Raw genomic sequence first — 25,835 nt, 5'->3', positions numbered from 1 at the left:
GCGTGTGTCCAGGTGCACTCCGGACGCCTGCCCAGCCGCCCCCCGCCGGGTCTGCCCGGTCGGGACCCCCGTTCATGACCACCGGCGCATTCCGCACGCCCGCTGAGCCACCGCCCGGCGAGCTTGCCCGGCCCAGTCCCCTCCCCCCGTTGATGACTCCCCCCTCCCGTCGAGATCAAGGAGACGACCATGCGGAACCCCGCCCCGGGCCGCGACGCCGCCAGGGAACTGCTGACGCGACTGGACCCGGAACAGGTCCTCACCGACGGCCCCGGCTACCAGCAGGGCACCCGGCTGTGGAACGGAGCCGTACGGCACCGGCCCGCGCTGATCGTGCGGCCCCGGACCCCGGCCCAGGTGCAGGCGGCGGTCCGAGCCGCGCGTGGCGACGGGCTGCCCCTGTCGGTGCGCGGCGGCGGACACGACTGGGCCGGGCGCTCGCTCCGCCCCGGCGGCCTCGTCGTCGACCTGTCCGCGATGCGGCAGGTCGTCGTCGAGCCCCGCACACGCACCGCTCTGGTGCAGGGTGGCGCCACCGCCGGGGACGTGGTCACGGCCGCCGCCCCGTACGGACTGTGCCCCGCCACCGGTACGGTCGCCGGCGTCGGCATGACCGGTCTGACCCTCGCCGGTGGTTACGGCCCCCTCAACGGGCGTGCCGGGCCGGCCCTGGACAACCTCCTGGCAGCCGACGTCGTCCTCGCCGACGGCCGCCTCGTCAGCGCCGGTCCCGACCGCGAACCGGAGCTGTACTGGGCCCTGCGCGGCGGAGGCGGCAACTTCGGCGCGGTCACCTCCCTGCGGATCCGGCTGCACCCGGTGCCCGGCATCGTGGCCGGGCTGATCACCTACCCGCTGTCCCGAGCGGCACAGGTGCGGGAGCGTCTGGACGCCTTCCTCGCCGCCGCGCCGGACGAGCTGACCGTCCAGAGCGGATTCGTCTCCGGCCCGGACGGCAGTCCCGTCCTCTTCCTCGCACCCGTCTGGAGCGGCGACACCGACCGCGGCGAAGCGGCCCTCAGTCCGCTCCAGCGGCTCGGACCGCCCCTGGCGGCGCAGACGGCTCCCATGCCCCTGGCACGGATACTGCGTCTGAACGAGCAGTGGGCTCCCGCCGGACGCCACTACGCCATCGCCACCCGGACCCTCACCCGCTTCACTCCCGGCGCCACCGCCCAACTGGCCGAAGCCGCTGCCACCAGGACCTCACCCCTGACCGGGATCTCCGTCCACCACTTCCACGGGGCGGCCACGCGCGTGCCCCTGGAGTCGACCGCCTTCGGTCTGCGGCGCGACCACTTCGTCGTCGAGATGGTGGCGGTCTGGCAACCCGGCGACGAGCGCGCCACCCACCACCGTGCCTGGGCGGACGCCACCTCCGACGCCCTCGCGCCCCACGCACTGCCCGGCGGCTATGCCAACCTCCTCGGACCCGAAGCCCACGACCGGGCCGCTCACGCCTACGGCCCCCACACCGGTCGGCTCCTGGCGGCCAAGAAGCGCTACGACCCCGACCGGGTCTTCACCGCCACGCCCCTGCCCACGGCCGGGGACGACACGCCCGCCCAGCGCGGCACCCGGTCGGCCCGCACGGACCCGGGTTGAGGCGGCCCCGCGGGCACGGCGGCAAGCCCTTCACCGCGCCCGCCGGACACCCCGGCCACCGCACGGTGCCCATGGACTCCCCCAGTCATGCATCTCGGGGATCTCATGGGTCACGGATCTCACCGATCACCCGTCTCACGCATCTCATGAACCAACCGGAAGGAACCGGCATGACCGCACGGATACCGGCCGGCCTGGACGGCATCCTGCGCACCGCGTCCACGGCAGGCAGAGCGACGCTGGAATCCCTGGTGACCCGCCCCCGAGTGGGACTGGCGGTCTGGGACACAGGACTGCGCTGCGTCTGGGTCAACGCCACACTGGGACGCCAGGACGGCGTCCCCGCCCCGCGACGACAGGGCCGACCGGCCTCCCGGGCGCTGCGCGGCGACGCCGACGCGCTGGAAGCGGTGATGCGGCAGGTCCTGGCCGACGGCGCTCCGGTGATCGGCCGGGAGTACCGCGTACCGGCCGCGCGCGACGGGCGCCCGGACCGTGTCCTCTCGGTCTCCTTCTTCCGGCTCGACGACACCGACGGCCGCCCACTGGGCGTCTGCTCCCTGGTCCAGGACCCGGCCCGCCGGCGGTGGACCGGGCGGCGGCTGTCCCTGCTCAGCGACGCCGCCACCAGGATCGGCACCACGCTGGACGTCATGCGGACGGGGCAGGAACTGGCGGACTTCGCCGTGCCGTTCCTGGCGGACCACGTGACGGTCGAGCTGACCGAGGCCGTACGGCTGGGCGCGGAGCCCCTGGACCGGCTCGGCCCGACGGACGGGCGCATACCCGTCTTCCGGCGGGCCGGGCTGGCCTCCGTCCGGCCGGGAGCACCGGAGCGGCTCTGGGACCGGGGCGAGGCGGTCTACGTGGCCGAGACGTCACCGTTCACCCAGGTCCTGTCCTCCGGCTGCTCCCTGCTCGAACCCGACCTGGCCGGTTCCACGCGGGCACGACTGGACCTGGACCCGGCACGAGCCGAGAGGATCCGCGCCTACGGCATGCACTCCCTGATGATCGTGCCCATGCACGCCCGCGGGGTCCTGCTGGGTGTCGCGGTGTTCGTCCGCAGCGACAACCCCGCGCCGTTCGACGAAGAGGACCTGCTCCTGGCCGAGGAACTCGTCCGACGGGCGGCGCTCGGCCTGGACAACGCCAGGCGGTACACACGCGAACGCACCACCGCCCTCGCGCTCCAGCGCAGTCTGCTCCCCCGACGTGTGACGGGCGGGGCCGCCCTCGACGTGGTCACCCGCTACCTGCCCGCGGACGCCGAGGGAGGCGTCGGCGGCGACTGGTTCGACGTCATCCCGCTGCCCGGTGCCCGGGTGGCCCTCGTCGTGGGGGACGTGGTCGGACACGGCCTGGACGCCGCGGCCACCATGGGGCGCCTGCGGATGGCCGTACGGACCCTGGCCGAACTCGACCTTCCCCCCGACGAACTGCTCGACCACCTCAACGAGGTGGTCAGCCGCCTGGCACAGGACGACCCCGCCGAGGAGGAGTCCGCGTCCTCGGTGGGGGCCACCTGCCTCTACGCCGTGTACGACCCGGTCACCCGCACCTGCGTCATGGCCCGCGCCGGGCATCCCCCGCCGGCGGTCCTCCGGCCCGACGGCAAGGTCGGCGTCCCCGACGTCCCGGCCGGCACACCGCTGGGCCTGGCGACACTGCCGTACGAGAGCGCAGAGCTGGAACTGCCCGAGGGCAGCGTGATCGCCCTGTTCAGCGACGGCCTCGTCGAGGACCGCCGCCACGACATCGACGAAGGCATCGAGCGCCTCAGCACCCATCTCGCCCGGCCCGGCGCCACCCTGGAGGAGTTGTCCCGCGTCCTGATCGACACCCTGCCGCCGACACGACCCCCGGACGACGTCACGCTGCTCCTCGCCCGGACCCGCTCACTCGGCCCCCACGACACCGCCTCGTGGGACCTGCCCGCCGACCCGGCCTCCGCCCGCACGGCACGTTCCCTGGCAACCCGGCAGCTGGCCCGGTGGGGACTGGAGAAACTGGCGGCGACCACGGAGCTCATCGTCAGCGAGCTGGTCGCCAACGCCGTGCTCCATGCCCGGGGCCCCGTCCGCCTGAAGCTGATCCGCCATCAGGCACTGGTCTGCGAGGTCGCCGACGGCAGCACCGTCGCACCACGCCCGCGCCAGGCCCGCCCCTACGACGAGAACGGCCGCGGGCTCCTCCTCGTCGCGCGACTGGCCCGCCGCTGGGGCAGCCGCCGCACGCCCGACGGCAAGCTCGTCTGGGCCGAGCAGACCATCCCCGCGGCGCCCGGAACAGCTCCCCGCGCCGGCGCCGGAAACCTACCGCACCCCACAGGTGAGTGACATGAACACACGTGGCAGCACAGCGCACGCGACCCCCTCCGTCCAGGCACTGCTGGCCAACTGCCGGGACTACTGGCTCGGCTGGGGCGCACAGGACCGGCAGGACGACCGCCTGACCTACTACCGCAGCGGAGTGGCCCATCCCTCGCTCAACGCGGTGCTGCGCCTGCGTGCCGGCGACCGGATCGGCCCGTGCGTCGAGCGCGCCACCCGCGCCCTGGCCGGGGTGCCGTGGCTGTGGTGGGTCGGCCCGGACAGTGCCCCCGGGGTCCGTGACCGGCTCGTCGGCCACGGCGCGACCCTGGTCGGCTCCATGCCGATCATGGCTGTCGGCACCGACCGGCTCCCCGACGTCAGCGGCCCTCCGGGCCTGGAGGTCGAAACCGTCGACGGCACGGACGCCCTCACCGAGTGGGTGCGCGTGTACAGCGCCTCCTTCGGCTTCGCCGCCGATCTGCTGGACGGCCTCGTGCGCTGCGAGGCCACCAGGCCCGATGCCCCCGCTCTCGTCCGCTTCACGGGGCGCCTCCACGGGGAGCCCGTGGGCACCGCCCTCATGTTCGCCGCACACGGTGTCGCGGGCGTCTACGTGGTCACCACCGCCGAAGACCACCGCCGCCAGGGCATCGGAACGGCCCTCACCGCCGCGGCCCTGCGCGCCGGCCGGGAACGCGGTCTGCGGACCGGCACGCTTCAGGCCGGCAGCCTCGGCGTCGGGCTGTACCGCCGCATGGGCTTCCGGACGGTCGACGCGTACGAGCTGTTCCGGCTCCCGCCGCCGTGATCCCGCCGGGACCGCTGCGCGAGACGGCCGGGAGCACCGCGCGACACGCTCGGGGTCGCGCCGGGTGGCAGCCGGTGGTGCGGGATCCCGTGACCGAGCCGATCCCGCCGGAGCCGGTGTCGCCGGACACGGCCCGGGGCTCGCCCGCCGCCTCGCCGTCCTGCGCCGGGCCGTACGGGGGACGGGGAGCCGGACCGGTCACGCGGGCGGGCGGCGGACGTCCTGACGATCCCGTTCCCGGGCGGAGCGGTCGGCCGGCCGCTCCGGGTGGGTGAGCGCGGTGCCCCCGGGTACTCGTCAGGGCATGATCAGGCGCGCGCTGTGGCAGGGCTCGCTCGCCGGTATCGCCGGTGGGGTCGTGATGACTCTCGGGGAGAAGGCCGAGCAGGCCCTCACCGGCCGGCCCGATTCCCATGTGCCCGCGCGCGTGCTCCAGCGCCTGACCGGCCTGCCGGAGCGCCCCGGCAGACAGCCGCTGCCGGTCAACTGGGCCATGCACTACGGCCAGGCCGCCGCGCTCGGCGTGCTGCGCTCGGTCATGGCACAGGCCGGTCTGCGCGGACCGCTCGCCTCCGCCAAGTTCGCCGTCGTGCGCCTCACCAACGACCAGATCCTGGAGAACGCCACCGGTGTGGGCGCTCCGCCCGCCACCTGGCCCCGCACAGAACTCGTGCTCGACGTCCTGCACAAGACCGTCTACGCCTTCGTCACCGGAGCCGTCGCGGACCGGCTCGCGGCCGGCGACGGTCCCGGTCCGGGCCGACGTCACGCCGCCCTGCGCCCCGGCCGCCACGCCGACGTGGGGCCCCTGCGCCGGGGGAGCTCCTACGGGAGATGAGAACGGCCGTCCGTCCCGGGATGGCACCCGGCGGCGGACCGATGCCCGGTCGTGCGTGTGGTGAGGTCCTCCTCCGTGATGGGGCGGACCACCCGGCACGGCGTTCCGACCGCGACGGTCATCGGGGGGATGTCGCGGCTGACGACGCTGCCCGCGCCGATGACCGAGCCGTATCCGATGCGGACACCCGGCAGGACCACCGCGTTGCTGCCGATCCAGACCTTGTCCTCGATCACGATCGGCTCCGAGAACCGGCCGAAGTCGGCACGTCGCGAGGGGTGCACCGGGTGTCCCGTCGTGGTCAGGGTGACGCTGGGCGCGATCATGACGCCGTCGCCGATGCGGATGTCCACGTCGTCGACGAAGGTGAGGTTCACGTTCCCGAAGAAGTCGTCGCCTATGTGGACGTTGCTGCCGAACCCGGCGTGGAACGGCGGCAGCAGCACCGTGCGTTCACCGACCGAGCCGAAGATCGCGACGAGCAGCGCGCGGCGCCTCTCCGCTTGGCTCGGTGGTGTGTGGTTGTACTCGAAGATCTCCTCCGTGCGGCGCCGAGGGGCCTGGAAGGCCGCTTCCGACTCCGTGTAGACCAGCCCCCTGGCGATCCGGTCCAGCACTTCTTCCTCGTGAGCCTGCGTCACCGTGGAACGCTCCCCTCGTCCAACCCCTCGGGCACCGGCCCGACGCCGCCCTGGTCGACCGTGCGCGTCCAGAGCCTACGCGCGCGTCGACCGTGCGACCGCAGTGTTCGCGCTGCACGTTCGACGGCGGCGAGTACGGGACGCCGTGCTCGCCCAGATAGTGGGACGAGCGGTGTCCTGCCACGCCGGGCCCGCCGTGATCCCGTACGTCTCCGCTGGTCAGCGCGTCGCCGACGGGTCAACCAGGCCGGTGTGAGGCGGACCACATCCCCAGGTCTTCCGTCGCGAACGACTGGAAGCGTAGGTTCCGTTTACCCCGCGACGGCGCCTTCGCAGGCGCTGGTCCGCCACTCCCGGGGCGGCGGACCAGCGGGGGCCAAATCCGCGCACGAGACCGCGTGTCACGCCGTCACGGGCCGTACCAGAGTGTTGTCACTGGTCCGGCCCGCGAGGTAGTCCTCGATGTTGGCCACCGTGGTCTCGGCGATCTGGCCGACGGCGTCCCTGGTGAAGTACGCCTGGTGCGAGGTGACCAGCACGTTGCTGAAGGTCATCAGCCTCGCGAGGCGTTCGTCGGTCATGACCTCCAGCGACTTGTCCAGGAAGAACACGCCGGCCTCCTCCTCGTACACGTCGAGCCCGACGCCGCTCAGCCGCCCCGCGCGCAGGGCTTCCAGGAGGGCGTCGGTGTCCACGAGACCGCCCCGGCTGGAGTTGATCAGGAGGGCGTCGTCCTTCATCAGCGCCAGGGCCTCGGCGCCGACGAGGTGGTGGGTGTCGGGCAGCAGGGGCACGTGCAGGCTGACCAGGTCCGCCTCGGCGAACAGCCGCTCCCGTGGCACGTACTCCATGCCGAGGGCGAGGCAGTCGGGATGCTCGGCGATGTCCCAGCCGAGCAGCCGCATGCCGAAGCCGTGGGCGATCCGCGCGAACGCGGTGCCGATCTTCCCGGTACCCACCACCCCCGCCGTGCGGCCACGCAGGTCCCGGCCCATGAGCCCGTCGAGCCGGAAGTCGAACTCCCGGGTGCGCTGCACGGCCCGGACGATCCGGCGGTCGACCGCGAGCGCGAGGGTCCAGGCGAACTCGGCCACCGAGTACGGCGAGTAGTACGAGACCCGGGCCACCGACAGGCCGATTTCCCGGGCGGTGCCGAGGTCGATGTTGTTGTACCCGGTGGACCGCTGAGCGATCATCCTGGTGCCGCCCTCGGCCAGGGCACGCAGCACCTCGGCGTCCAGGGTGTCGTTGACGCCGCTGATCACCACCTCGTGGCCGAGCGCGGTCGGCACGGTGTCCCGGTCCAGGAAGAGCCCCAGACACCGCAGCTCGTGACGGTCGGCGAAGGCCTTGTCGAACGCCTCTCGCAGCAGGGGCTCCTCGTCGGCGAGGACGCCGTACGCGATGATCTCCACCTGGTCCTCTCCCGTCGCTTCGGGTGATCCCGTGTCCACCGTAGGTCGTGACGGCCACGGGGCATGAGGCCGATGGGGCCGTCCAGCCGGGCCATCGGCCTCGGGGCGACCATGGTGGACGGGAGCGACCGGCGGTGCTCAGCTCAGCCGGCCGGGGGTGAACGTGACGGGCAGCCGCGCCGGGCCGCGGAGTCCGCCGGGGCGCCAGGTGAGCTCCGCCGGCGGCACGGCCAGGGCCAGGTCCGGCAGGCGGCGCAGCACCGTTCCGATGGCGACCTGGCCCTCCAGCCGGGCCAGCGGCGCGCCCAGGCAGTAGTGGATGCCGTGCCCGAAGGCCAGGTGGGCGTTGTCCCGCCGGGTGATGTCCAGCCGGTCGGGCTCCGGGAACCGTGCCGGGTCGCGGTCGGCGATCGCGGACGCGATGAGCACGGTCGCGCCGCGTGGGACGGTCACGCCGGCGATCTCGACGTCCTCCCGTGCGAAACGGGCGATGCCCGGGCTGACCGGGCCGTCGTAGCGCAGGAACTCCTCGATCGCGTCCGGCAGCAGTTCCGGGCGATCCCGCAGGAGGGTGAGCTGGCCGGGGTGGGCGAGCAGCGCGGCGATGCCGCCGGCGATCAGGTTGACCGTCGTGATGTAGCCCGCCACCAGCAGCAGGAACGTCATCGCGATCAGCTCGTCGTGGCTCAGCCGCTGCTCCTGGTCGTGGGCATCGATCAGCGCGCTGAGGAGGTCGTCCCCGGGCCGGGCGCGCTTGGCTTCGAGGTGTTTCGTCACGTAGGCGCGCATCTGGTGCCACGCCTCGTCGACCACGGCCGAGTCGGGCATCTTCTCCCCGCGTACCAGCATGGCGTCGGTCCACCGCTGGAAGTCGTACCTGTCGTCCACCGGCACGCCCAGCAGCTCGCTGATGACGGTGACCGGCAGCGGCAGCGCGAAGTCCGCCACGAGTTCCGCCCGGCCAGCCGGGACGACCGCGTCGAGGAGCCGGTCGGTGATCTCCTGGATCCGGGGCCGCAGCCCGGCGACCCGGCGTGCCGTGAACGCCTTCGACACCAGGCGGCGCAGCCGGGTGTGGTCGGGCGGGTCGGAGCGGAGCATGGTGCTCACCATCGACTCCCGCTCGAACTCGGGCAGCTGTTCGATGAGGCGGGGATCCGAGGCGTCACGGACGTCGCTGCTCAGCCTCGGGTCGGACAGGGCGGCGAGTCCGTCCTCGTAACGGGTGACCAGCCAGGCGTCCAGGCCGCCGGCGATGATCGCGCGGCGGACGGGGCCTTCCTCGCGCAGTCGTCGGTAGAGGGGGAAGGGATCCGCCACGAAGGCCGGGTCGGCGTACGGGAGAAGGGCTGGCTGCTGGCTCATCGTGCCTCCCGGAACGGGCAGCGACCATACGTACGTGTTTGTCACTGTCCAGGGGTGTATACCCGGATTCCCCGGCCGGATGGCACGGCCTGCCCCGCGCGGCGGGCCTCGCCGCCTGCCCGTGCGGTGGTCGTGGCGGTCCCGGCGCCGCTGCTGTCCGGAGGCGGGGTGGCGCAGGCGGTGACGCCGCCCGTGCTGACGCTGGTCGCCGGGCCCGCGGTGTACGAGGGGTACACGCGGACCGTGGCGAGCCGGTGGACGCGGCCGTCGTGGGCGTCGTCGGCCAACACCGCGGGCACGCTGCCGACGGTGTGCGGGCTCCGCGAACCGGGCGGCGAGCGGCGCCTGGTCCCCGGCTCCCGCAGCGGCCCGCGGACCAGGACACACCGGGACCGCCGTCGCCACCACGCTCGGGCCCACGCTGATGCGTCCGGAGGGGTTTCAATCCGGCGCCTGGCCGAGTGCCTCCCACTCCGGGTCGGGCAGGGCGAGGAGCCGTTCGATGCGGGCCGGAGGGGGCAGTGGGCCGTGGTCTCCTGGCACCCGCAGCGCCGACACCGCCGTGATGTGTCCCAGCCGGAGCGCCTGTGCCGTCGTGAGGCTCCGCAGCAGGCCCGCGAGGAAGCCCGCGGCGAAGGCGTCACCCGCGCCCACGGGTTCGACCACTGCCGTCCGCAGCGCCGGCACGGTGTGGACGCCGTGGTCGGTGACGGCGGTGGCGGCGCGGGCCCCGTCCTTTACCACGAGGACGCGGGGATGCGGCAGCAGGTGCCGTACGCCGGTGACCGTGAGGTCCTCGCCCCACAGGCCCTGCGCCTCGTCGAGGCCGACGAAGACGATGTCGGCCCGGTCGGCCAGCCGGCGCAGCACGGTGGCCGCGGTGCCGTCGGGCCACAGGGCGGGGCGGTGGTTGACGTCGAAGCTGACCGCGTGGGAGCGCGCGTCCGCGGGGGTGGCCAGGGCCTTCGTGACCAGTTCCCGGCAGGAGGGCGACAGGGCCGGGGTGATGCCGGTGAAGTGCAGCAGGGCCGCCGAGCGCACGGGCTCTTCGGCCAGCAGTTCCGGGCCGAGCGCGGAAGCCGCCGAACCGGTTCTGTAGTAGTGCACGCGTGTGCCGGTAGAGCCCGGGCTCTTCACCAGGAGACCGGTGGGGTGGCGGGGGTCGGTGCGGACGTGCGAGACGTCGACCCCCGCGGCGGACACCGTGGCGCGGACTCGTCTGCCCAGGGGGTCGTCCCCCAGCGCCGACAGCCAGGCGACCGGGACGCCGTGGTCGGCCAGGTACATGGCCACGTTGGACTCGGCGCCCGCCACCGACAGGCTCAACCGGCCGGCCCGCTCCAGTGGTTCCGGCGGATCGGGCACCAAGGCCGCCATCGTCTCGCCGACGCACACCACGCGCCCGGCGGCGGGGCGCCACGGCTGTCCCGTCAGGGTTTCCGTCGCGGCACCGGTCATGCGGGTCCCCTCCCGGAGGCTTCGCCCCCGGCCACCGCCGGTGGCGCCGGGACGGCGGAGGCGGTCGGCCGATAGGGCGCGGCCGGGCTGCCCGGCACCTCGACCCGGACGCTGAACACGGCGCCGTCGTGGGGCCCGGGCGGGTACAGGCCCAGCCGAGCGGTGGTGATGTGCAGGACGTCTGCTTCGAGGCACACGCCGGCCGGCCGGCTCGCGGGCAGCCGCAGGGTGCGGTCCAGCGTGCCGTCGGGAAGGTGACGGCGTACCGTTCCGCTGCCCCAGACGGCGATCCACACGGCGCCCTCCGCGTCGATCGCCATCCCGTCGGGGCTGCCGTCGTCCACCGTGACGAACACCTCGGGGCTGCCGAGCCGGGCGGTCACGGGGTCCACCGGATAACGGCGGACGACGCCCCGGGCGCTGTCGGCCAGGTACATCGAGCGCCCGTCCGGAGTGAACACCGGGCCGTTGGGCACGGTGATCCCCTCCAGGACGCGTTCGACCGTGCCGTCGTGATCGACGCGGTAGAGGGCACCTGCGTCCTCGTCGGCGTCGTAGCCCATGCTGCCCGCCCAGAAGCGGCCCGAGGGGTCGGCCACGGCGTCGTTCATGCGCGTGCGCGGCGCCGAGCCGTCCTCGGGGCGGGCCAGCCAGTTGGTGGCACCGTCGGGGCGCAGGAGGCAGATGCCGGTTCCCGCGGCCGCGATCCAGGTGCCCGGGTGACCGGCCACCGGGGCGACGGCCCCCAGCGGAACCGGGAGGTGCGCGACGGTCCGCAGCGGGGCCGTGGGGTCGTCGGGGGCCGCGAGGAGGCGACCGGCGAGGAGGTCCACGAGGACGATCCCGGTGCCGGTCCAGCGGATGCCCTCACCGAGTTCGAGGCGGTCGGGGCGGGTGGGGCGGGGCTCCGCGGTCACGGCGCCACCTCTCGTACGACGGTGCGGAAGGCGCGGGCGCGGGTCCTGAGCGCGTCGAGGCTGCCGCCGTCGGCGGCGTCGCCGACGAGCGGGGAACCGACGCCGACGGCCGCCGCGCCCGCGGCGAGGCAGGCACGGGCGGCGGCCTCGTCGACTCCGCCCACGGGGACGAACGCGGCGTCGGGGAACGGGCCGCGCAGGGCCTGCAGGTACGCCGCTCCCCCGGCCTGGGCGATCGGGAAGATCTTCAGCGCCGCCGCGCCCATGCCCCGTGCTGCGATCACGTCGGTCGGGGTGAACACACCGGCGAGCACCGGCAGGCCCAGGTCGTGTGCCGCGGGTACGGCTTCGCCCAGGCCGGGTGTGACCACGAAGGCCGCCCCCGCGCGGTGGGCGGCACGAGCGTCGTCGGCGGTCAGGACGGTGCCGGCGCCCAACGGGCGGTCGGGGCCGAGGAGTTCCCGGGCGCGCGCGATGACGGTGAGGGCGTCCGCGCCGGTGAGCGACACCTCGACGAGGTCGATGTCTTCCTCGGCCAGGGTCAGTACGGTGCGCAGCGCGGCGTCGGCGTCGCGCCCGCGGACGATGGCCAGCAGACGGTGGGCCGCGAGGGCGGCGGGCAGATCCACGAACCGGTCTCCTTGCTGGGGGTTCAGGGGCAGCGGCAGGCGGTGGTGAGCGTCAGTCGCCAGTGGGCCTCTCCCGTGGCGGGCACCTCGGCGGCGTCCCCGGGGCCGGCGTCGGCGAGGTCGAAGACACGGCCGAGCATCGGCTCGACGCCCGTGCTGCGGTAGGGGTTCGCCTCGGGGAAGCCGCCGAGGTTGCGCCACAGGGCGATCGACACGGGTTGCTCGACTCCGAAGCCCCCGCCGGCCGGTTGGGCGGTCACGGGGTGTCCGGTCACCTGCACGCTCAAGGACAGCCGGTCGCGGCCGTCGTGCACGCAGCACAGGTGTGTGTCCACGACGGCTCCCACCGCTGTGCCGTCGTCGGGGCCGAGCCGGTCGAGGGCCAGCCCGCGCGGGGTGGGCCAGGCGCCCTCGATCCAGGGCGCGCCGCCGGGCCACGGCTCCGTCAGCAGGGGGGCGGCCTCGGGGAACAGGCGGGTGGTCGCGCCGCCGGTCATGTGGAGGGTGGCGTGCGCGGAGAGGTCGAGCAGGGCGTGGGCCGCCCAGACGAAGCGGAAGCCCGGTTCGGCGGTCAGTGTGTAGTCGGCCCGGGCTCCGTCGGGCGTGGTGCGCAGGGTGCGGGTCAGGGTGAAGGAGTCGCAGTGGACGCGCTCGGTGTCGCCGTCCCGGGTCCACGGGCGGGACCAGGCGTCGCCGTGGTCGGGGCGGCCACGGACGGTGGGCACGCACTCCTCCAGTCCCCCGGCGTCGACGAACGCGTCACCGGGGGCGGCCGTGTCCCGCTGCGGTGCGGGGCGGTGCCAGAGCCATTCCCGGCCGTCCGCGCGCAGCGAGGTCCAACGGCCGCCGTGGGCGGGGTCGGTGACGACGTCGAGCACGCGGGTCACCATTCCGCGAACGAGCCGTCGGGGTGCCGCCACACGGGGTTGCGCCAGGTGTGCCCGCTCCGGTCGGCCGCGCGTACGGCCGCTTCGTCCAGGGTGATGCCGAGGCCGGGGGCGTCGTTGCGGCGGGCGTGACCGGCGACGAACCGGAACGGTTCGGGGTCGGTGAGGTAGGAGAGGAGGTCGGCGTCCTTGTTGTAGTGGATGCCGCGGCTCTGCTCCTGGATGAGGAAGTTCGGGGTGGCGAAGGCGATCTGGAGGCTGGCCGCGAGGGCGATGGGGCCGAGGGGGCAGTGCGGGGCGAGCTGGGCGCCGAAGGTGTCGGCGAGTGCGGCGATGCGGTGCACCTCGGAGATGCCGCCCGCGTGCGACAGGTCGGGCTGGGCGACGGCGATCCCGGCGGTGAGCACGGGCAGGAACTCGCCACGGGAGTAGAGGCGTTCACCGGTGGCCAGCGGCACCGGGCCGGCGGTGACCAGGCCGGGCAGCAGGTGGTTGTGCTCGGGGAGGACCGGCTCCTCCACGAACAGCGGGTGCAGAGGGGCGAGTTCGGCGAGGGCGCGGCGGGCGCTGGCGGCGGTGAAGCGGCCGTGGAAGTCGACGGCGACGTCCCGGTCGGGACCGAGCACCTCGCGGGCCGCCGCCACCCGGGCGACGACGGCCGCCGTCTCGGCCGGGCTGGTGATCGGCGAGGTGGCCCCGGCGGCGTTCATCTTCACCGCCGTGAAGCCGGCCTCCACCTGCGCCGCTATCTGGTCGGTGAGCTCGGCGGGCTCGTCACCGCCGACCCAGGCGTAGACCCGGACGCGTTCGCGCACGGGTCCGCCGAGGAGGGCGTGCACGGGGGCGCCGTAGGTCTTGCCGGCGATGTCCCACAGGGCCTGGTCGAGGCCGGCGACCGCGCTGGAGAGCACGGGGCCGCCGCGGTAGAAGCCGCCCTTGGTGAGCACCTGCCAGTGGTCCTGGATGCGCAGCGGGTCCTTTCCGAGGAGCTGTTCGGCGAGGACGTCGACGGCGGCGCGGACCACCTCGGCGCGTCCCTCCACGACGGGTTCGCCCCAGCCGACCACGCCGTCGTCGGTCTCGATCCGGCAGAACAGCCAGCGCGGCGGTACCAGGAACGTCTCAATGCGGGCGATCTTCACTTGCCGCCGGTGCCTTTCGTGTCGTCGGGGCCGTCGATCCGGTCCAGGTCGCGCCCGGCCTGTTCGAGCAGGGCGTGCATGGCGGCCTCGGCGGCCCGCGGGTCCTGGTCGCGTACGGCGTCCAGGACGGCGCGGTGGGCGGGGACCGGGTCCTCGCTGTGCGGGGAGCTGTGGACCAGGCGGTCGCGGTGGGCGAGGCCGGACTCGATCACCATCTCCATGCGTTCCAGCAGCTCGTTGTGGGTGGCTGCGAGCAGGGCGCGGTGGAAGGCGAGGTCGGCCTCGACGGCGTGGGCGGGGTCGGTGTCGTGCTCCCCCATCGCTGTCAGGGCGGCGTCCAGGGCCGCGAGGTCGTCGTCGGTACGCCGCTCGGCGGCGAGGCGGACGGCGGCCGGTTCGATGATGGCCCGCACCTCGGCGAGGTTGCGCAGCAGCGCCCGGTCGGTCTCGTCGGCGCCGCCGCCCTCGAACTGCCAGCGCAGGACGTCGGCGTCGAGGAGGTTCCAGTCGGCGCGGGCCCGGACGAAGGTGCCCCGTTTCTGGCGGGCGTCGACCATGCCCTTGGCGGCCAGTACCTTCAGGGACTCGCGCAGGGCGGTGAGGCTGACGTCCAGTTCGCTCTGCAGCGCCACCAGGTCGAGCGTGGCCCCCTCGGGGATCTCGCCACCCAGGATGCGGCGGGCCAGCGCCTCCACCGTCTGGCCGTGCACGCCGCGGCGGGCGTAGGGCGTCATGTCGTACAGCCTTTCTCTCGGGATGCGCACATGTCGGGCTGGTTCGGATGCGCACGTGTCGGACGAGTATGGCCGGGTGCGCACGGGCCGCGTGTGCGGACGGCGGCGGTCATGCGGACGCCTTGGTGACGCTCCAGCCGCCGTCGACGACGAGGTGCGCGCCGGTGATGAAGGAGGCCTCGTCGGCGCCGAGGAAGGCGATGGCCGCGGCGACCTCCTCGGGGGTGCCGAAGCGGCGGGCCGCGGTCGCGGCGACGCTCAGCTCGCGTTCCTCGGGCGGCACCCTGTCCCAGGCCGCGGTCAGCACCGGTCCCGGAAGGACGGCGTTGACGCGCACCTCGGGGCCGTACTCGACGGCGAGTTGGCCGCACAGGGAGAGCAGCGCGCCCTTGGAGGCGGCGTAGGCGGGATGACCGGGGATGCCGGCGTGGGCGTGCACGGAGGACGTGAGCACGACCGCTCCCCGGCGGGAGCGCAGGTCGGGCAGGACCGCCCGGAAGCCGAGGAAGGCGGCGGTGACGTTGACGGAGAGCTGCCGCTGCCAGGAGGCGAGGGTCATCTCGTGGGCGGGGGTGACGTCGACGGTGTAGGCGTTGCTGACCAGCACGTCGACGGGCCCGTAGCTGTGGGCGGCGGAGACGATCCGCTGCCAGTCCTGCTCGGCCGAGACGTCGGCGGGCACGAAGCGGGCCCGGCCGCCGTCCTCGGTGATGCGTGCGGCCACGGCCTCGCCGGGTTCCTCGGCGATGTCGGCCAGGACCACGGCGGCGCCCTCCCGGGCGAGGCGTTCGGCGGTCGCGGCGCCGATGCCGGAGGCGGCTCCGGTGATCACGGCCGTGCGGCCGGTGAAGCGGGCGCCGTGCCGTCGTGCGGGATCCATGGGGGCGGGACTCCTTGTCGTCTGGGTGGCTTCCGGCATGCTGGTGCGGCTACTGCCGTGTCAGTACCACCAGGTCGGCGTCATGGTCGGCGGTCCACGCGCAGGGCAGCCCGTAGTGCAGCAGATGGGCGCCGCTGTAGGTGGTCGCGGTGGCGGCGTCCCGGTAGACCGCCGTGGGGTCCAGGCCGCGTAGCCGCAGCCGGGCGGGGCGGCCCGGCACGAGCGGGGCGCCGTCGAGCGGGCCGGTGCCGAAGGCGGCGACGACGGTACGACGCCCGTCGGGGGCGTCGTACTGCACTCCGCAGGTGGCGTCCCCGGGGGAGCCGAGCAGGTGGGCCTCGCCGTGGTGGACGACGTCCCGCACCTCCTTGTACCGGGCGATCCACCCGGCCGCCTCGGCGCGCTGCCCGGGCGTCCAGACCCGCAGGTCGGCGCCGATGCCGAGGACGCCGCACATGGCGGTGACGAAGCGGAAGGCGAGGCTGCGCGGGCGGGGGTCGAAGACGCCGGGGGCGTCGGTGACCCAGGAGCTCATCACGTGCGGGGCGTGGGCGTGCAGGAAGCCGTACTGGACGCGGAGCCGGTCCAGGGGCGCGGTGTTGTCGCTGGGCCAGACGACGTCGGTGCGCGCGAGGGTGGCGTGGTCGATCCGGCCGCCGCCGCCCGCGCAGCCCTCGACGGTGACGTGGGGGTGCGCGGTGCGCAGGTGGTCCAGGACGCGGAGGTAGCCGTGGACGTGCTCGGCGTCGAGGTCCAGCCGGTCCGCGGGCCCGGCGCCCGGACGGCCGCGCTCGGTCGGCGGGCGGTTCATGTCCCACTTCAGGTAGCCGATGGCGTGGCCGGTCAGCAGCCGGTCCAGGGTGGCGAGCACGAAGTCCTGCACGTCGGTGCGGCCGAGGTCGAGCAGGAGCTGGTTGCGCACGCGGCGGGCCGGGCGGCCCTCGATCCGGTAGACCCACTCCGGGTGTTCGGCGTGCAGGCGGCTGCCGGGGCTGACGGCCTCGGGCTCGATCCACAGCCCGAAGTCCAGCCCGAGGGCGCGGACGTCGTCGACGAACCGGTCGAAGCCGTGCGGGAAGGCCGCCGGGTCGGGGTACCAGTCGCCCAGTCCCCCGGTGTCGTCGGTCCGGCCGGTGAACCAGCCGTCGTCCACCACGAACAGCTCGGCGCCGAGGTCGGCCGCCGCTTTCGCCAGCTCCAGCTGGCTCTCGGCGTCGACGTCGAAGCCGGTGGCCTCCCAGGAGTTGTACAGGACCTTGCGGGGGCGGTGGAGGCGCTCGCCGGCGAGCCGGCGCTCGTAGCGGTGCCAGACGCGGGAGAGTCCGTCGAGTCCGTCCGGGCTGAAGGCACAGGCGAGGCGGGGGGTGGTCAGGGTGTCGCCGGGTGCCAGGCGCACCGCGCCCTCGTGCGGCACGCGTCCGGCGCGGACGCGTACGGCGCCGCCGGGCTCGGCCTGTGCGGTGATGTGCCAGTTGCCAGGCCATTCCAGGGCGATGCCGTAGGCGGGGGCGGGCGCGTCGTGGGGCGCCGTCGCGTCCTGGACGGCGAGCCAGGGGGCGTACGCGTGGCCGGGCACGCCCTGGGTGCTGCCCATCGTGAAGGTGCCCCGGGCCAGGTCGAGTCGGGTGTGCTGGAACTCCTGGGACCACTGGCCGGTCAGGTACGTCAGCCGGGCGGCGGCGGTGACCGGGATGTTCACGGCGGCGGAGTCCAGCCGTTCCAGCCGCAGTTCCTCCTCGCCCGTGCAGGTCAGCTCGGTCCAGCGGTGCAGGACGTCGGTGCCCGGCACGATGGCGTAGCACAGGGTGGTGCGCAGGCCGAGGAGGTCGTCGGTGAAGGTGAGCCGGAGCGTGCCGGGCTCCTCGCGGGCGTCCTGGAAGCTCCACCACACGCCGCGGTCGGAGCCGGGCCGGGCGGCGACGAGGTCGGCGCCGGTGAACGGACGCAGTCCGTGCGGCAGGTACTCCGCGGGGGCGGCGTCCGCCGGGGTGATGAAGTGGGTGCGGTGGGACCAGTCCAGTGCGGACGGCCCGTTCTCCACGCCGTGCGGTCCCCAGGCGTGGAGTTCCGCCCAGGGGCCGTCCGGGGAGAGCCGGACGGTGTAGCTGGTGTGCTCGGTGCGCAGCGTCCAGCGCTGGTGCGGGGTCACTTCACTGCTCCGAGGTTGAGGCCGGCCACGAAGTGGCGCTGGAAGCGGAGGAAGACGGCCACGGTGGGTGCGGCGGCGATGACGGATCCGGCGGCGATCACGTTCCACATGGACACGTACTGGCCCTGGAGGCCGATGAGCGCGGCGGTGATCGGCATCCTGCTGTCGCTGCGCAGGACGGTGATCGCCCACAGCAGGTCGTTGAAGATCCAGGTGAAGGACAGCGCGCTGAGCGCGGCGAGCGCGGGCCGGGTGAGCGGGAGGATGACGCGCCAGAAGATCTGCCAGGGCCCGGCGCCGTCGACGACGGCGGCCTGCTGGATCTCGGCGGGGATCGCGCGCATGAAGCCGTGCAGGACGAACACGTAGAAGCCGACGCCGAAGCCGATCTGTACGCCGATCAGGGCGGGCAGGGTGTCGTAGATGCCCATCATCTCGCTGAGCTTGGAGACCGGGATGAGCAGGATCTGCGGGGGCAGCAGGTTGCCGCCGAGCATGAGCAGCAGCAGGGAGCGGCGGAAGGGCATCGCGTAGCGGCTGAGGGCGAACGCCGCCATGGCGGCCAGGGCGAGGGTCACCAGGACGCAGGGGACGGTGACGATCAGGCTGTTGATCAGGGCGCGCTGCTGGCCGCCGTCGACCCAGGCCTGCCGGAAGTTGTCCAGGGTGAAGGAGCGGGGCCAACTGCCCAGGCCGTGTGCGGCGATGTCGTTGAAGGACCGCAGGCTGGTGACCACGACCAGGAGGATGGGCAGCAGCCACAGGACGGCCAGGGCTCCGGCGCCGAGGTGGAAGCCGGCGGTGGCGGCCCGCCGGCGGCGCAGCGCACGGGCCGACGTGTGGGTCTCCGCGGCGGACATCAGTCGGCCTCCCGGAAGGCCCGGACCAGGTAGGAGGCGATGACTCCGAAGGCCAGCAGGAAGATGACGACGGCCAGGGCGGAGCCGTATCCGAGGCGCAGGGACTGGAAGGCGGTGGAGTACATGTAGGTGCTCAGCAGTTCGGAGGAGTGGTAGGGGCCGCCGCGGGTCAGCGACCAGACCACGTCGAAGGAGCGCAGCGAGTCGATGACGATGACGGACAGCACGACGGCGTTGACGCTGCGCAGCTGGGGAAGCGTCACATGGCGGAAGCGCTGCCGGCGGCCGGCGCCGTCCACCTTGGCCGCCTCGTACAGGGCCGGGTCGATGCCCTTCAGGCCGGCGAGGTAGAGGACCATCACGTAGCCGATCTGCCGCCACAGGGCGGGCACGATCACCGCGTACAGGGCGGTGTCCTGGTCGGCCAGCCAGGCGTGCCGCAGGCTGTCCAGGCCGACGGACTCCAGGAGGCGGTTGAGGACGCCGTCGGGCTGGTAGATGGCCTGCCAGACCAGGGCGGTGGCCACCAGGGAGAACACGACGGGCAGGAACAGGGCCGCGCGGTAGAAGCCGATGCCCCGGCGTTCCTGCTGGAGCAGCAGGGCGGCGGCCAGCCCCAGTACGGCGGACAGGCCGCCGAAGAGGAGCAGCCACAGGACGGTGTGGCCGGCGGCGCTGCGGAAGACGTCGTCGCCCGCCATCTCGCGGAAGTTGCCGAGACCGACGAACTTCGGTGCGGAGACGCCGTCCCAGCTGGTCAGGGCGAGGTAGAAGCCTTGCAGCGCGGGCCAGAAGACCCAGACGGCCTCGGCGAGGAGGGGGACGAGGACGAAGGCGAGGACCAGCGGGGGTGTGCGGCGGGGGCCCCGGGGCCGGCGCCCCCGGGGCGGCGCCGGGACCGGGGACTCGCGGTGCGGGGCGGTCAGGACGGCCATGTCAGGCTTTCCAGATCTTCTCGGCGTCGCGCTGCCAGTCCCGGAGGATGCCGGCGATGTCCTTCGGTCTGGCGATGAACTTCGTGAGCGCGGTGTCGGCGGTGGGCTGGAGGGCGTCGCTGGAGTCGCGGTTGAAGAACTGGGTCAGCTCGGCCGCCTGCTCGATGTGCTCGCGGCCCTTCTTCACCAGCGCCGTGCCCGCGTCCTTCGCGTCGGGGTTGCAGGGCAGGACGGTTCCGGACGAGCCCTTGATGTAGATCTCCTGCGCCTCGGCGGTGGCGAGGTACTTCATCAGGTCGGCGACCTGGTCGCCGCGTCCGGTGCGGGCGCTGGCGAAGTAGCCGTCGGTCGGGGCCTCTTCGGCGAGCGGCACCTTGGGGTCGATGACGGGGAAGCGGAAGAAGTCGATGTCGTCGAGGGCGTTCTTGGGGGTGGCGTCGGCGAAGAAGGTGCCGATGAGCATCATGCCGGTGCGGCCGTTGAGCAGGGCCGTGCTGGCGTCCTGGAAGGCCAGGGCGGTGCCGTCGGGGTCGAAGTACGGCAGCACCTCCTGCCAGCGGTCGAACACCTTGCGCACCTCGGGGTCGTCGAAGCGGTGCTTGCCCGCGAGGAGTTGCCGGTGGTAGTCGGCGCCGTTGACGCGGATGTCGAGGTAGTCGAACCAGGCCGAGGCGACCCAGGGGGTGTTGCCGCCGGCGCCGAGCCCGATCGGCGCCACACCCTTGGACTTGAGCTTGTCGCACAGGTCCAGGAACTCGTCCCAGGAGGAGGGCGCGCGCACGCCCCACTTGGCGAAGTTCGACTTCCGGTAGAACATGCCCCACCAGTAGTAGGTGGTCGGGACGAAGACCTTCTTGCCGGAGCTCGCGGTGCACAGACTGTGCAGCGCCTTCGAGTACCGCTTGAGGTCGGGCGACGTGTTCCAGACGTCGTCGAGGTCGAGGAGCAGGTTCTTCCTGGCGTAGGCGTCCGCCACGGAGCCGGGGTACCAGGTGTAGACGTCCGGTGGGTTGGCCGAGGTCAGGTAGGTCGGCAGCTGGGTGCGGAAGGTCTCCGCGGCCACGGTGTTCAGGCTGGCGCGGCCCTCGCCCTTCTTGGCGTAGGCGGCGACGAGGTCCTCCATCGCGGCCTTGGCCTGCGGTGCGGACAGGTTGGACTGGAGGGTCACCGGGCCTTTGGAGGAGGACTTGGCGGAGGAGGTCGAGGTGACGCAGCCGCTGAGCAGCGCGGTCGCTCCGGCGGCTCCGAGTCCGGCGAGGAAGCGCCGGCGGCCGGGCAGGTGGTTCGTCATGGAGGCTCCCTGTGGATCCGCGCGGCGGGGCCGGCCCTGTGGACGGCCGGGCCCCGTTCGCGGCGGATCCAGAGTCGCGTGGCGATCACGCCACGTCAATATTAATTACTAATTTATTTGAACTGAGTTCTGTGGACGTAGCCGTCGACACCGCGGAACACCGCGTCGACCGAGCCGTCCGGGCCGGCGACCGCACCGAGCGGGCCGTCGAAGGCCGCGCTGGGGAACTCCTGGCGCTTGGTCCAGCCCCGCCATGCGCCGCCGTCGTACCGCTGCTGCCACAGGGTGTAGTCACCCGCCCGCGCGTACAGCACCACGGCGTCCCCCACGGTGACGAGCGTCGGGCTGCCGCTCACCGTGCCGCCGAGCGAACTCCACGCCGACCACTGTCCCGACCCGTCCCGCGAGCTGGTCCAGATGTCGTCCGCGGCGGTCCGTACGGCGACGTGGACGCGCCCGTCCGCGTCGACGGCCGCGGACGGCCTGCCGTACACCGGCCGGTCACCGGGCGCGCCGAGTGACGACCAGCCGGACGAGGGGCCGCGCTGGACGACGCTCCCGTCGCCGCCGCGCGCGACGAGGGTCCAGTGCGCGGGATCGGTGAAGGCCACGGTCGGCGCGTCGGTCAGGCGTCCGCCCAGGTCCTGCCAGTCGCCCCAGCGCCCGCCGGAGAAGACCCTGCGGTAGGCGCGGTCGTCGGTTCCGCGGACGAAGACGTCGATACGGCCGCCGGCGGAGGCGTAGGCGGCGGGCTGGCCGAGGATCCGTCCGCCGGCCGGGCCCGCGAGGTCCCTGGTCCGCGCCGGACGCGTGCCGTCCGCCGTGTGCTGGACGAGTGTGCCGCCCGGTCCGCGGAAGAAGGTGGTCAGCGTGTCGCCGTCGCGCACCACGGCCGGGCTCGCCGAGGCCTTCCGCCCGAGGCTGGTGCCGGGCAGCGCGTCCTGCCCGGTGAGCCTGAGGAAGGCGGTGCCGTGGGCGGGGACCTCGACGGTGTACGACCCGGTGTGCGTGCCGCGGTCGGCTCGTGCCCGCAGGTCGCGCACCTTGACGGACCCGCCGAGGGCGGCGTCGGCGAAGCGCACGGTGCGCTCGGCCGGCCGGTCGGAGCGGTTGAGCAGGACGACCGCGCGCTCGCCGTGTCCGGCCAGGACCTTGCTGTAGACATCGCCGACGGAGTCCGTGGCGACCCGGACCCCCTGGACGCCGAGCGGGTCCTGGTCGACGGCGACGATCTCCGGGTTGCGCAGCGTCTCGATCATCGACGGCGTCAGGGTGCGCGGATCGGAACCGAGGACGAGCGGGGAGGCCATCTCGGCCCACATCACGAACTGGGTGGTGGACTCCTCCTGCGTCAGCTCCAGGGAGCCGTCGGCCATGCGGCGCATGGGGATCAGGTAGTCCGGGTCGTTGTAGTGACCGGGTCCCTGGGCCTCCGGGTGCCAGGCGTTGGCGTCCATGTTGCGCAGGACGTTGGGCCACTGCCCCGGACTCGGGGTGCCCCAGGCGATGTCGGTGCCGGTGCGCCAGGAGTCCGCGATCGTCGGGGCGTAGGCGTAGGTGTTGTGCGCGTCCTGCTCGGGCGTGTGCGGCAGGCCCCAGTCATCGGTGAGCGGGTTGCACAGGTTCAGCAGCATCTTCCGGCCCGACTTGGCGACGGCGTCGCCGAACTCCTTGAACGCGGGCCCGGGATCGAGCTTCTCACCGATGCCGCACAGGAAGTCGACCTTGATCGCGTCGATCTTCCAGTCGGCGAACTGCCGCGCGTCCTCGGCGTAGTGACCGCGGCTGCCGAGCCCGCAGCTCTTGCCGCCGTCGTAGGTACCGGCGTCGGTGTAGATGCCGGCACGCAGGCCGCGCTGGTGGAGGTAGGTGACGAGGGCGGGGATGCCGGACGGGAAGCGGTCCGGGTTGGCCACCAGCCGGCCTTGCGCGTCACGGGGGTTGTCGGCCTGCCAGCCGCCGTCGAGCCAGACGATGTCGTAGCCGCTGTCGCGCAGACCGCTGCTGACCAGCTTGTCGGCGACCGCGCGCACCTCCTTCTCGGTGGGGGCGCCGAGTCCGTAGTACGTGTTCCAGCCCATGTACGGCGTCGGGGCGAGTCCGCTGTCGTAGAAGTCGGGCGCCCCCTGGTCCACCGCGGGGTCCGCCGTGGCCGGGGGGACGGCGGCCGCGGTGAGGACGACCGTGATCGCCGCGGCGAGGACCAGCTTGGTGGTCCGGTGGCGCGGGGGGCTGTGCGTGGGCGACTGGGAAGTCACGTGCCTCTCCCGGGGGTTGGGAAGCGGGAAGGTGTGAGCCGGGCGCGTCCCTGAGGGAGGCCGACGTCACGGCGAAGACTGTGGCCCGTGGCCGAAACCCTGTCAATATTAATTACTAATTTAGGAGCAACAGGAGCGGATACAGGCCCTGCTCCTCGCCCATGGAGGGGGCCGAGGATCAGGGCCGTGCCGCATCGCGTCAGGCCGCGCCGCGGGGAAGGCTGTGAGGGAGGTCGAGGGAGCGCCGTTCCTCCACGACGCGGTACCCCGCGCTCGTGTACAGGTTCATGGCCACCTCGTTGCCGCCCCACACGGTGAACATCAGCATCGAGTCACCGGCGGCGAGCGCGACCTGTTCGCCGGCCGCCATCGCGGCCCGCCCGTACCCCTTGCCGCGGTGCCGCTCCAGGACGTTCAGCGAGTAGCCGTACGTCACCCCCGGCAGATGTCCGTGCTTCAACCAGCCGGTGCCGATCGGCTCGCCCGCCGCTTCGAGCACCAGGACGCTGTTGCCGGGCGTCTCCAGCCCCTGGGGCAGCAGCTCCTCGAAGTCCCGGTCGGCCTTGCGTGCGGCCTCCTCCTCGGTCATGGCCCCCGACCGGACGATGTCGGCGACGTAGGCGGCCGTCTCGGAGGCGTGCCAGGCCGGGTACTCGGCCGGGGTCATCGGCCGCGCGATGACGCCTTCGAGCGGCTCGGGCGGCGAGTCGATGCGCCGCGCCCTGAGCTGGCCCCGGACGCCGTAACCGGCGAACAGGTCACCGGCCGGCTCGGTGAGCCGTATGCCGAGCTTGCGCGCGCCCTGCTCCGCGCACCACGCCTCGGCCCAGTCCCGGGCGGCCTGTTCATACCCTCGGCCGGTGTGGGGCGTGTCGACGCGGAGGTCACGGATGCTCCCCGCCGGCACGCCGTTGTCGTCGGCCACGTCCACGGCGACGTGTCCGACCCGGGTCCCGGCGTCCGTGATCTCGGCGACGGTCCAGTCACCGACGCGGGCGCGGATGTCCTCCACCAGGCGCTCGGCCGCGGCCACGCTGAACCCGGCCGCCGTGTAGGGGGCGTGCAGCCGCTGCTCGAAGTCCTTCTGCCACGTGCTGTGGTCGTCAAGGATGTTGAAGTTAGTCACTTGATCACCTTAGGGTGGCCCGGACTCGAAGGTCCCCACGTGCGCCGGCAGGGCACCCGCCACTGACAACGGATCACGTCAGCCCGTCGGCCGTCGCGCTGCCGGCGGCCGTCGCGCGGGCGCTGCTGCCCGACGGTGACCTGCCACTGGTCCCTGATCTCGCTTCGCTGCCCGTGCGGGACCGTGACCCGTACCCACGGCCTGGCCTTCTCCGAGGTCCGGCTGTTGCTGCCAAACGTGTGAGCGGGCGTCGTCGACGGCGTGGGATCGACGACGCCGGTCCCGGCCCGCACACGACCCGTCCGCACACGACCGGCCCGCACACGACCGGTCCGCGCTCGCGCCTGTCGCCAGGAGGGGGAGGCAACGGATGAGCGTGAGGGCCGTGCTCCGCGGTGGCGCCGCGCTCACCGGCCGAGCGCCGGGCAGCGACCGGGGGGTGATTCACGTCAGCGCGTCGGCGGTTCCCGCGGCGGTGGCCCACCTCGCGGGCATCGCGAGACCTCCCGGGGCGCCGCGCGGGTCCGCGCGCTTGAGCCACTCCCGGTAGGCCGGCGCCTCCCGGGCCACGGCCCAGTAGGCCTCCTCCAGCTCCGGGTAGACCTCGTCCAGTTCGCCCTCGGTGCGGGCCGCCAGCAGCAGGCGCACCCCTATCGGGTCGCCCTTCAGCGGGCGGATCGCGAGGTCGGGACGGGGGTGGGCGGTCGGCTGGCTGACCGTGACGACCTCGCCGGTGGCGGCCAGTGAGTAGGCGGTGAGGTAGTCGCCGTGCAGCATCTCGGAGTTGAGGCCCGCGGCCCGCAGGACCCGGCTCAGCCCGTCCCACTCGCCGTCGACCGTGGAGTCGACCATCCAGCGGTCACCGGCCAGGTCGGCGAGGCTCACCTCCGGCCGTGCGGCGGCCGGGTGGTCCGCGGCGAGGGTGACGAACTGCGGTTCGCGCTCGACGAGCACCCGCAGGCTCAGGCCGGGCGGGATGCGCAGCGGGCTGCCCTCCACCTCGTGCACGAACGCCATATCGAGCCGGCCGGCGGCGACCATGGCCAGCAGGGCGTTGGCGGACACGTTCATCTGGAGCGTCGGGCCGGATCCGGACCCGCGTGCCCTCAGCAGACGTAACCAGCCCGGGATGGCCCGGCTCGCGGTGGCGCCGATGCGCAGCCGGAACCCGCCGGCGGCGCGGGCGGCCGCCGCCCTGGTCTCGGTGACGATCGCCGCGAACTCCGCGACCAGGGGCCTGGCCCGGCTCAGCACGGCGAGCCCCAGCGGGGTGGGACGGCAGCCGGTCCGGGTGCGTACGAAGAGCTGAGCACCGAGGGAGCGCTCGATGCGCCGCAGCTGGGTGCTCAACGAGGGCTGCGCCAGGCCGAGTTGCCGTGCGGCTTTGTGCAGACTGCCGGTGTCGGCGATGGCGCACAGGACGCGCAGGTGCCTCACCTCCAGCTCCATGGGGGGAGCGTAGGACGGCGCACGGCACCGCACCAGATGTTCAAGTACCAACGAACAGGGACGAGTCGGCCCGCGATAGCCCCGGGCTATCCCCGATTGCCATCATCCCCCGCCCCGTTGGGCTGCCCGAGAC

At 73.5% G+C, this 25,835-nt stretch carries 22 protein-coding genes; 4 read left to right on the top strand and 18 right to left on the bottom strand.

Going from position 1 to position 25,835, the window contains the following annotated elements:
- Window positions 1-189 precede the first annotated feature (189 nt).
- From C3492_RS12660 to C3492_RS12645, 4 genes are all read left to right on the top strand, one after another.
- Entirely contained in the window at window positions 190-1,605 is a 1,416-nt protein-coding gene (locus tag C3492_RS12660) for an FAD-binding oxidoreductase (RefSeq protein ID WP_103811854.1), read from the top strand.
- Window positions 1,606-1,775: 170 nt separating this feature from the next.
- Window positions 1,776-3,944: a SpoIIE family protein phosphatase gene (locus C3492_RS12655; protein ID WP_103811853.1), complete on the top strand. Its 2,169-nt coding sequence runs from the start codon at window positions 1,776-1,778 to the stop codon at window positions 3,942-3,944.
- Between the two features lies 1 nt (window position 3,945).
- Window positions 3,946-4,728, top strand: coding sequence for a GNAT family N-acetyltransferase (locus tag C3492_RS12650; RefSeq protein ID WP_103811852.1), 783 nt, complete (start codon window positions 3,946-3,948; stop codon window positions 4,726-4,728).
- A gap of 304 nt (window positions 4,729-5,032) precedes the next feature.
- Complete coding sequence (locus C3492_RS12645; protein WP_103811851.1) at window positions 5,033-5,566, top strand: hypothetical protein; 534 nt, start codon at window positions 5,033-5,035, stop codon at window positions 5,564-5,566.
- On the opposite strand, the gene C3492_RS12640 is transcribed toward C3492_RS12645, so the two are convergent.
- The 18 genes from C3492_RS12640 to C3492_RS12550 form a co-directional block, all read right to left on the bottom strand.
- Entirely contained in the window at window positions 5,554-6,207 is a 654-nt protein-coding gene (locus C3492_RS12640) for a sugar O-acetyltransferase (protein WP_258055656.1), read from the bottom strand. The two genes, C3492_RS12645 and C3492_RS12640, sit on opposite strands and share 13 nt — an antisense overlap.
- A gap of 401 nt (window positions 6,208-6,608) precedes the next feature.
- Window positions 6,609-7,622, bottom strand: coding sequence for a 2-hydroxyacid dehydrogenase (locus C3492_RS12630; protein WP_103811849.1), 1,014 nt, complete (start codon window positions 7,620-7,622; stop codon window positions 6,609-6,611).
- A gap of 138 nt (window positions 7,623-7,760) precedes the next feature.
- Complete coding sequence (locus C3492_RS12625) at window positions 7,761-8,987, bottom strand: cytochrome P450 (RefSeq protein WP_103811848.1); 1,227 nt, start codon at window positions 8,985-8,987, stop codon at window positions 7,761-7,763.
- A gap of 41 nt (window positions 8,988-9,028) precedes the next feature.
- A complete protein-coding gene (locus tag C3492_RS12620) occupies window positions 9,029-9,286 on the bottom strand; it encodes a hypothetical protein (RefSeq protein ID WP_146075675.1) in 258 nt (85 codons plus the stop codon).
- Window positions 9,287-9,428: 142 nt separating this feature from the next.
- The gene (locus tag C3492_RS12615; RefSeq protein ID WP_103811846.1) at window positions 9,429-10,445 is read right to left on the bottom strand and encodes a sugar kinase; all 1,017 of its coding nucleotides are present in this window, start codon (window positions 10,443-10,445) and stop codon (window positions 9,429-9,431) included.
- Window positions 10,442-11,362 (bottom strand): SMP-30/gluconolactonase/LRE family protein, encoded by a 921-nt coding sequence (locus C3492_RS12610; RefSeq protein WP_103811845.1) that lies wholly within the window; start codon window positions 11,360-11,362, stop codon window positions 10,442-10,444. Before C3492_RS12610 ends, C3492_RS12615 begins: the two co-directional genes overlap by 4 nt.
- Window positions 11,359-11,991, bottom strand: a complete 633-nt coding sequence (locus C3492_RS12605) for a bifunctional 4-hydroxy-2-oxoglutarate aldolase/2-dehydro-3-deoxy-phosphogluconate aldolase (protein WP_103811844.1) — start codon at window positions 11,989-11,991, stop codon at window positions 11,359-11,361. The genes C3492_RS12610 and C3492_RS12605 overlap by 4 nt, the downstream gene beginning before the upstream one ends.
- Window positions 11,992-12,014: 23 nt before the next feature.
- The gene (locus C3492_RS12600; RefSeq protein WP_103812014.1) at window positions 12,015-12,869 is read right to left on the bottom strand and encodes a hypothetical protein; all 855 of its coding nucleotides are present in this window, start codon (window positions 12,867-12,869) and stop codon (window positions 12,015-12,017) included.
- 5 nt (window positions 12,870-12,874) lie between these two features.
- Complete coding sequence (gene dgoD / locus C3492_RS12595; RefSeq protein ID WP_103811843.1) at window positions 12,875-14,020, bottom strand: galactonate dehydratase; 1,146 nt, start codon at window positions 14,018-14,020, stop codon at window positions 12,875-12,877.
- On the bottom strand, window positions 14,017-14,754 hold the full coding sequence (locus C3492_RS12590) for a FadR/GntR family transcriptional regulator (protein ID WP_103811842.1): 738 nt from the start codon (window positions 14,752-14,754) through the stop codon (window positions 14,017-14,019). Before C3492_RS12590 ends, dgoD begins: the two co-directional genes overlap by 4 nt.
- A 109-nt stretch (window positions 14,755-14,863) precedes the next feature.
- Entirely contained in the window at window positions 14,864-15,634 is a 771-nt protein-coding gene (locus C3492_RS12585; RefSeq protein ID WP_103811841.1) for an SDR family NAD(P)-dependent oxidoreductase, read from the bottom strand.
- 49 nt (window positions 15,635-15,683) lie between these two features.
- Window positions 15,684-17,783 carry an alpha-galactosidase gene (locus C3492_RS12580; RefSeq protein ID WP_103811840.1) on the bottom strand — a complete coding sequence of 700 codons (2,100 nt, stop codon included), beginning with the start codon at window positions 17,781-17,783 and terminating at the stop codon, window positions 15,684-15,686.
- Window positions 17,780-18,643, bottom strand: a complete 864-nt coding sequence (locus tag C3492_RS12575) for a carbohydrate ABC transporter permease (protein ID WP_103811839.1) — start codon at window positions 18,641-18,643, stop codon at window positions 17,780-17,782. Before C3492_RS12575 ends, C3492_RS12580 begins: the two co-directional genes overlap by 4 nt.
- Entirely contained in the window at window positions 18,643-19,578 is a 936-nt protein-coding gene (locus tag C3492_RS12570) for a carbohydrate ABC transporter permease (RefSeq protein ID WP_103811838.1), read from the bottom strand. Before C3492_RS12570 ends, C3492_RS12575 begins: the two co-directional genes overlap by 1 nt.
- 1 nt (window position 19,579) lies before the next feature.
- Window positions 19,580-20,869, bottom strand: a complete 1,290-nt coding sequence (locus tag C3492_RS12565; protein WP_103811837.1) for an ABC transporter substrate-binding protein — start codon at window positions 20,867-20,869, stop codon at window positions 19,580-19,582.
- A 113-nt stretch (window positions 20,870-20,982) separates the two neighbouring features.
- Entirely contained in the window at window positions 20,983-23,127 is a 2,145-nt protein-coding gene (locus C3492_RS12560) for a glycoside hydrolase family 27 protein (RefSeq protein WP_103811836.1), read from the bottom strand.
- A 199-nt stretch (window positions 23,128-23,326) separates the two neighbouring features.
- Entirely contained in the window at window positions 23,327-24,253 is a 927-nt protein-coding gene (locus C3492_RS12555; protein WP_103811835.1) for a GNAT family N-acetyltransferase, read from the bottom strand.
- Between the two features lie 444 nt (window positions 24,254-24,697).
- Window positions 24,698-25,702 (bottom strand): LysR family transcriptional regulator, encoded by a 1,005-nt coding sequence (locus C3492_RS12550; protein ID WP_103811834.1) that lies wholly within the window; start codon window positions 25,700-25,702, stop codon window positions 24,698-24,700.
- Between the last annotated feature and the right edge of the window lie 133 nt (window positions 25,703-25,835).

The organism is Streptomyces sp. Ru62 (genome assembly GCF_002920615.1).
Lineage (GTDB): Bacteria > Actinomycetota > Actinomycetes > Streptomycetales > Streptomycetaceae > Streptomyces.
Note: the sequence above shows the minus strand (reverse complement) of the source record. Positions and strands in the feature narration are given on the sequence as shown.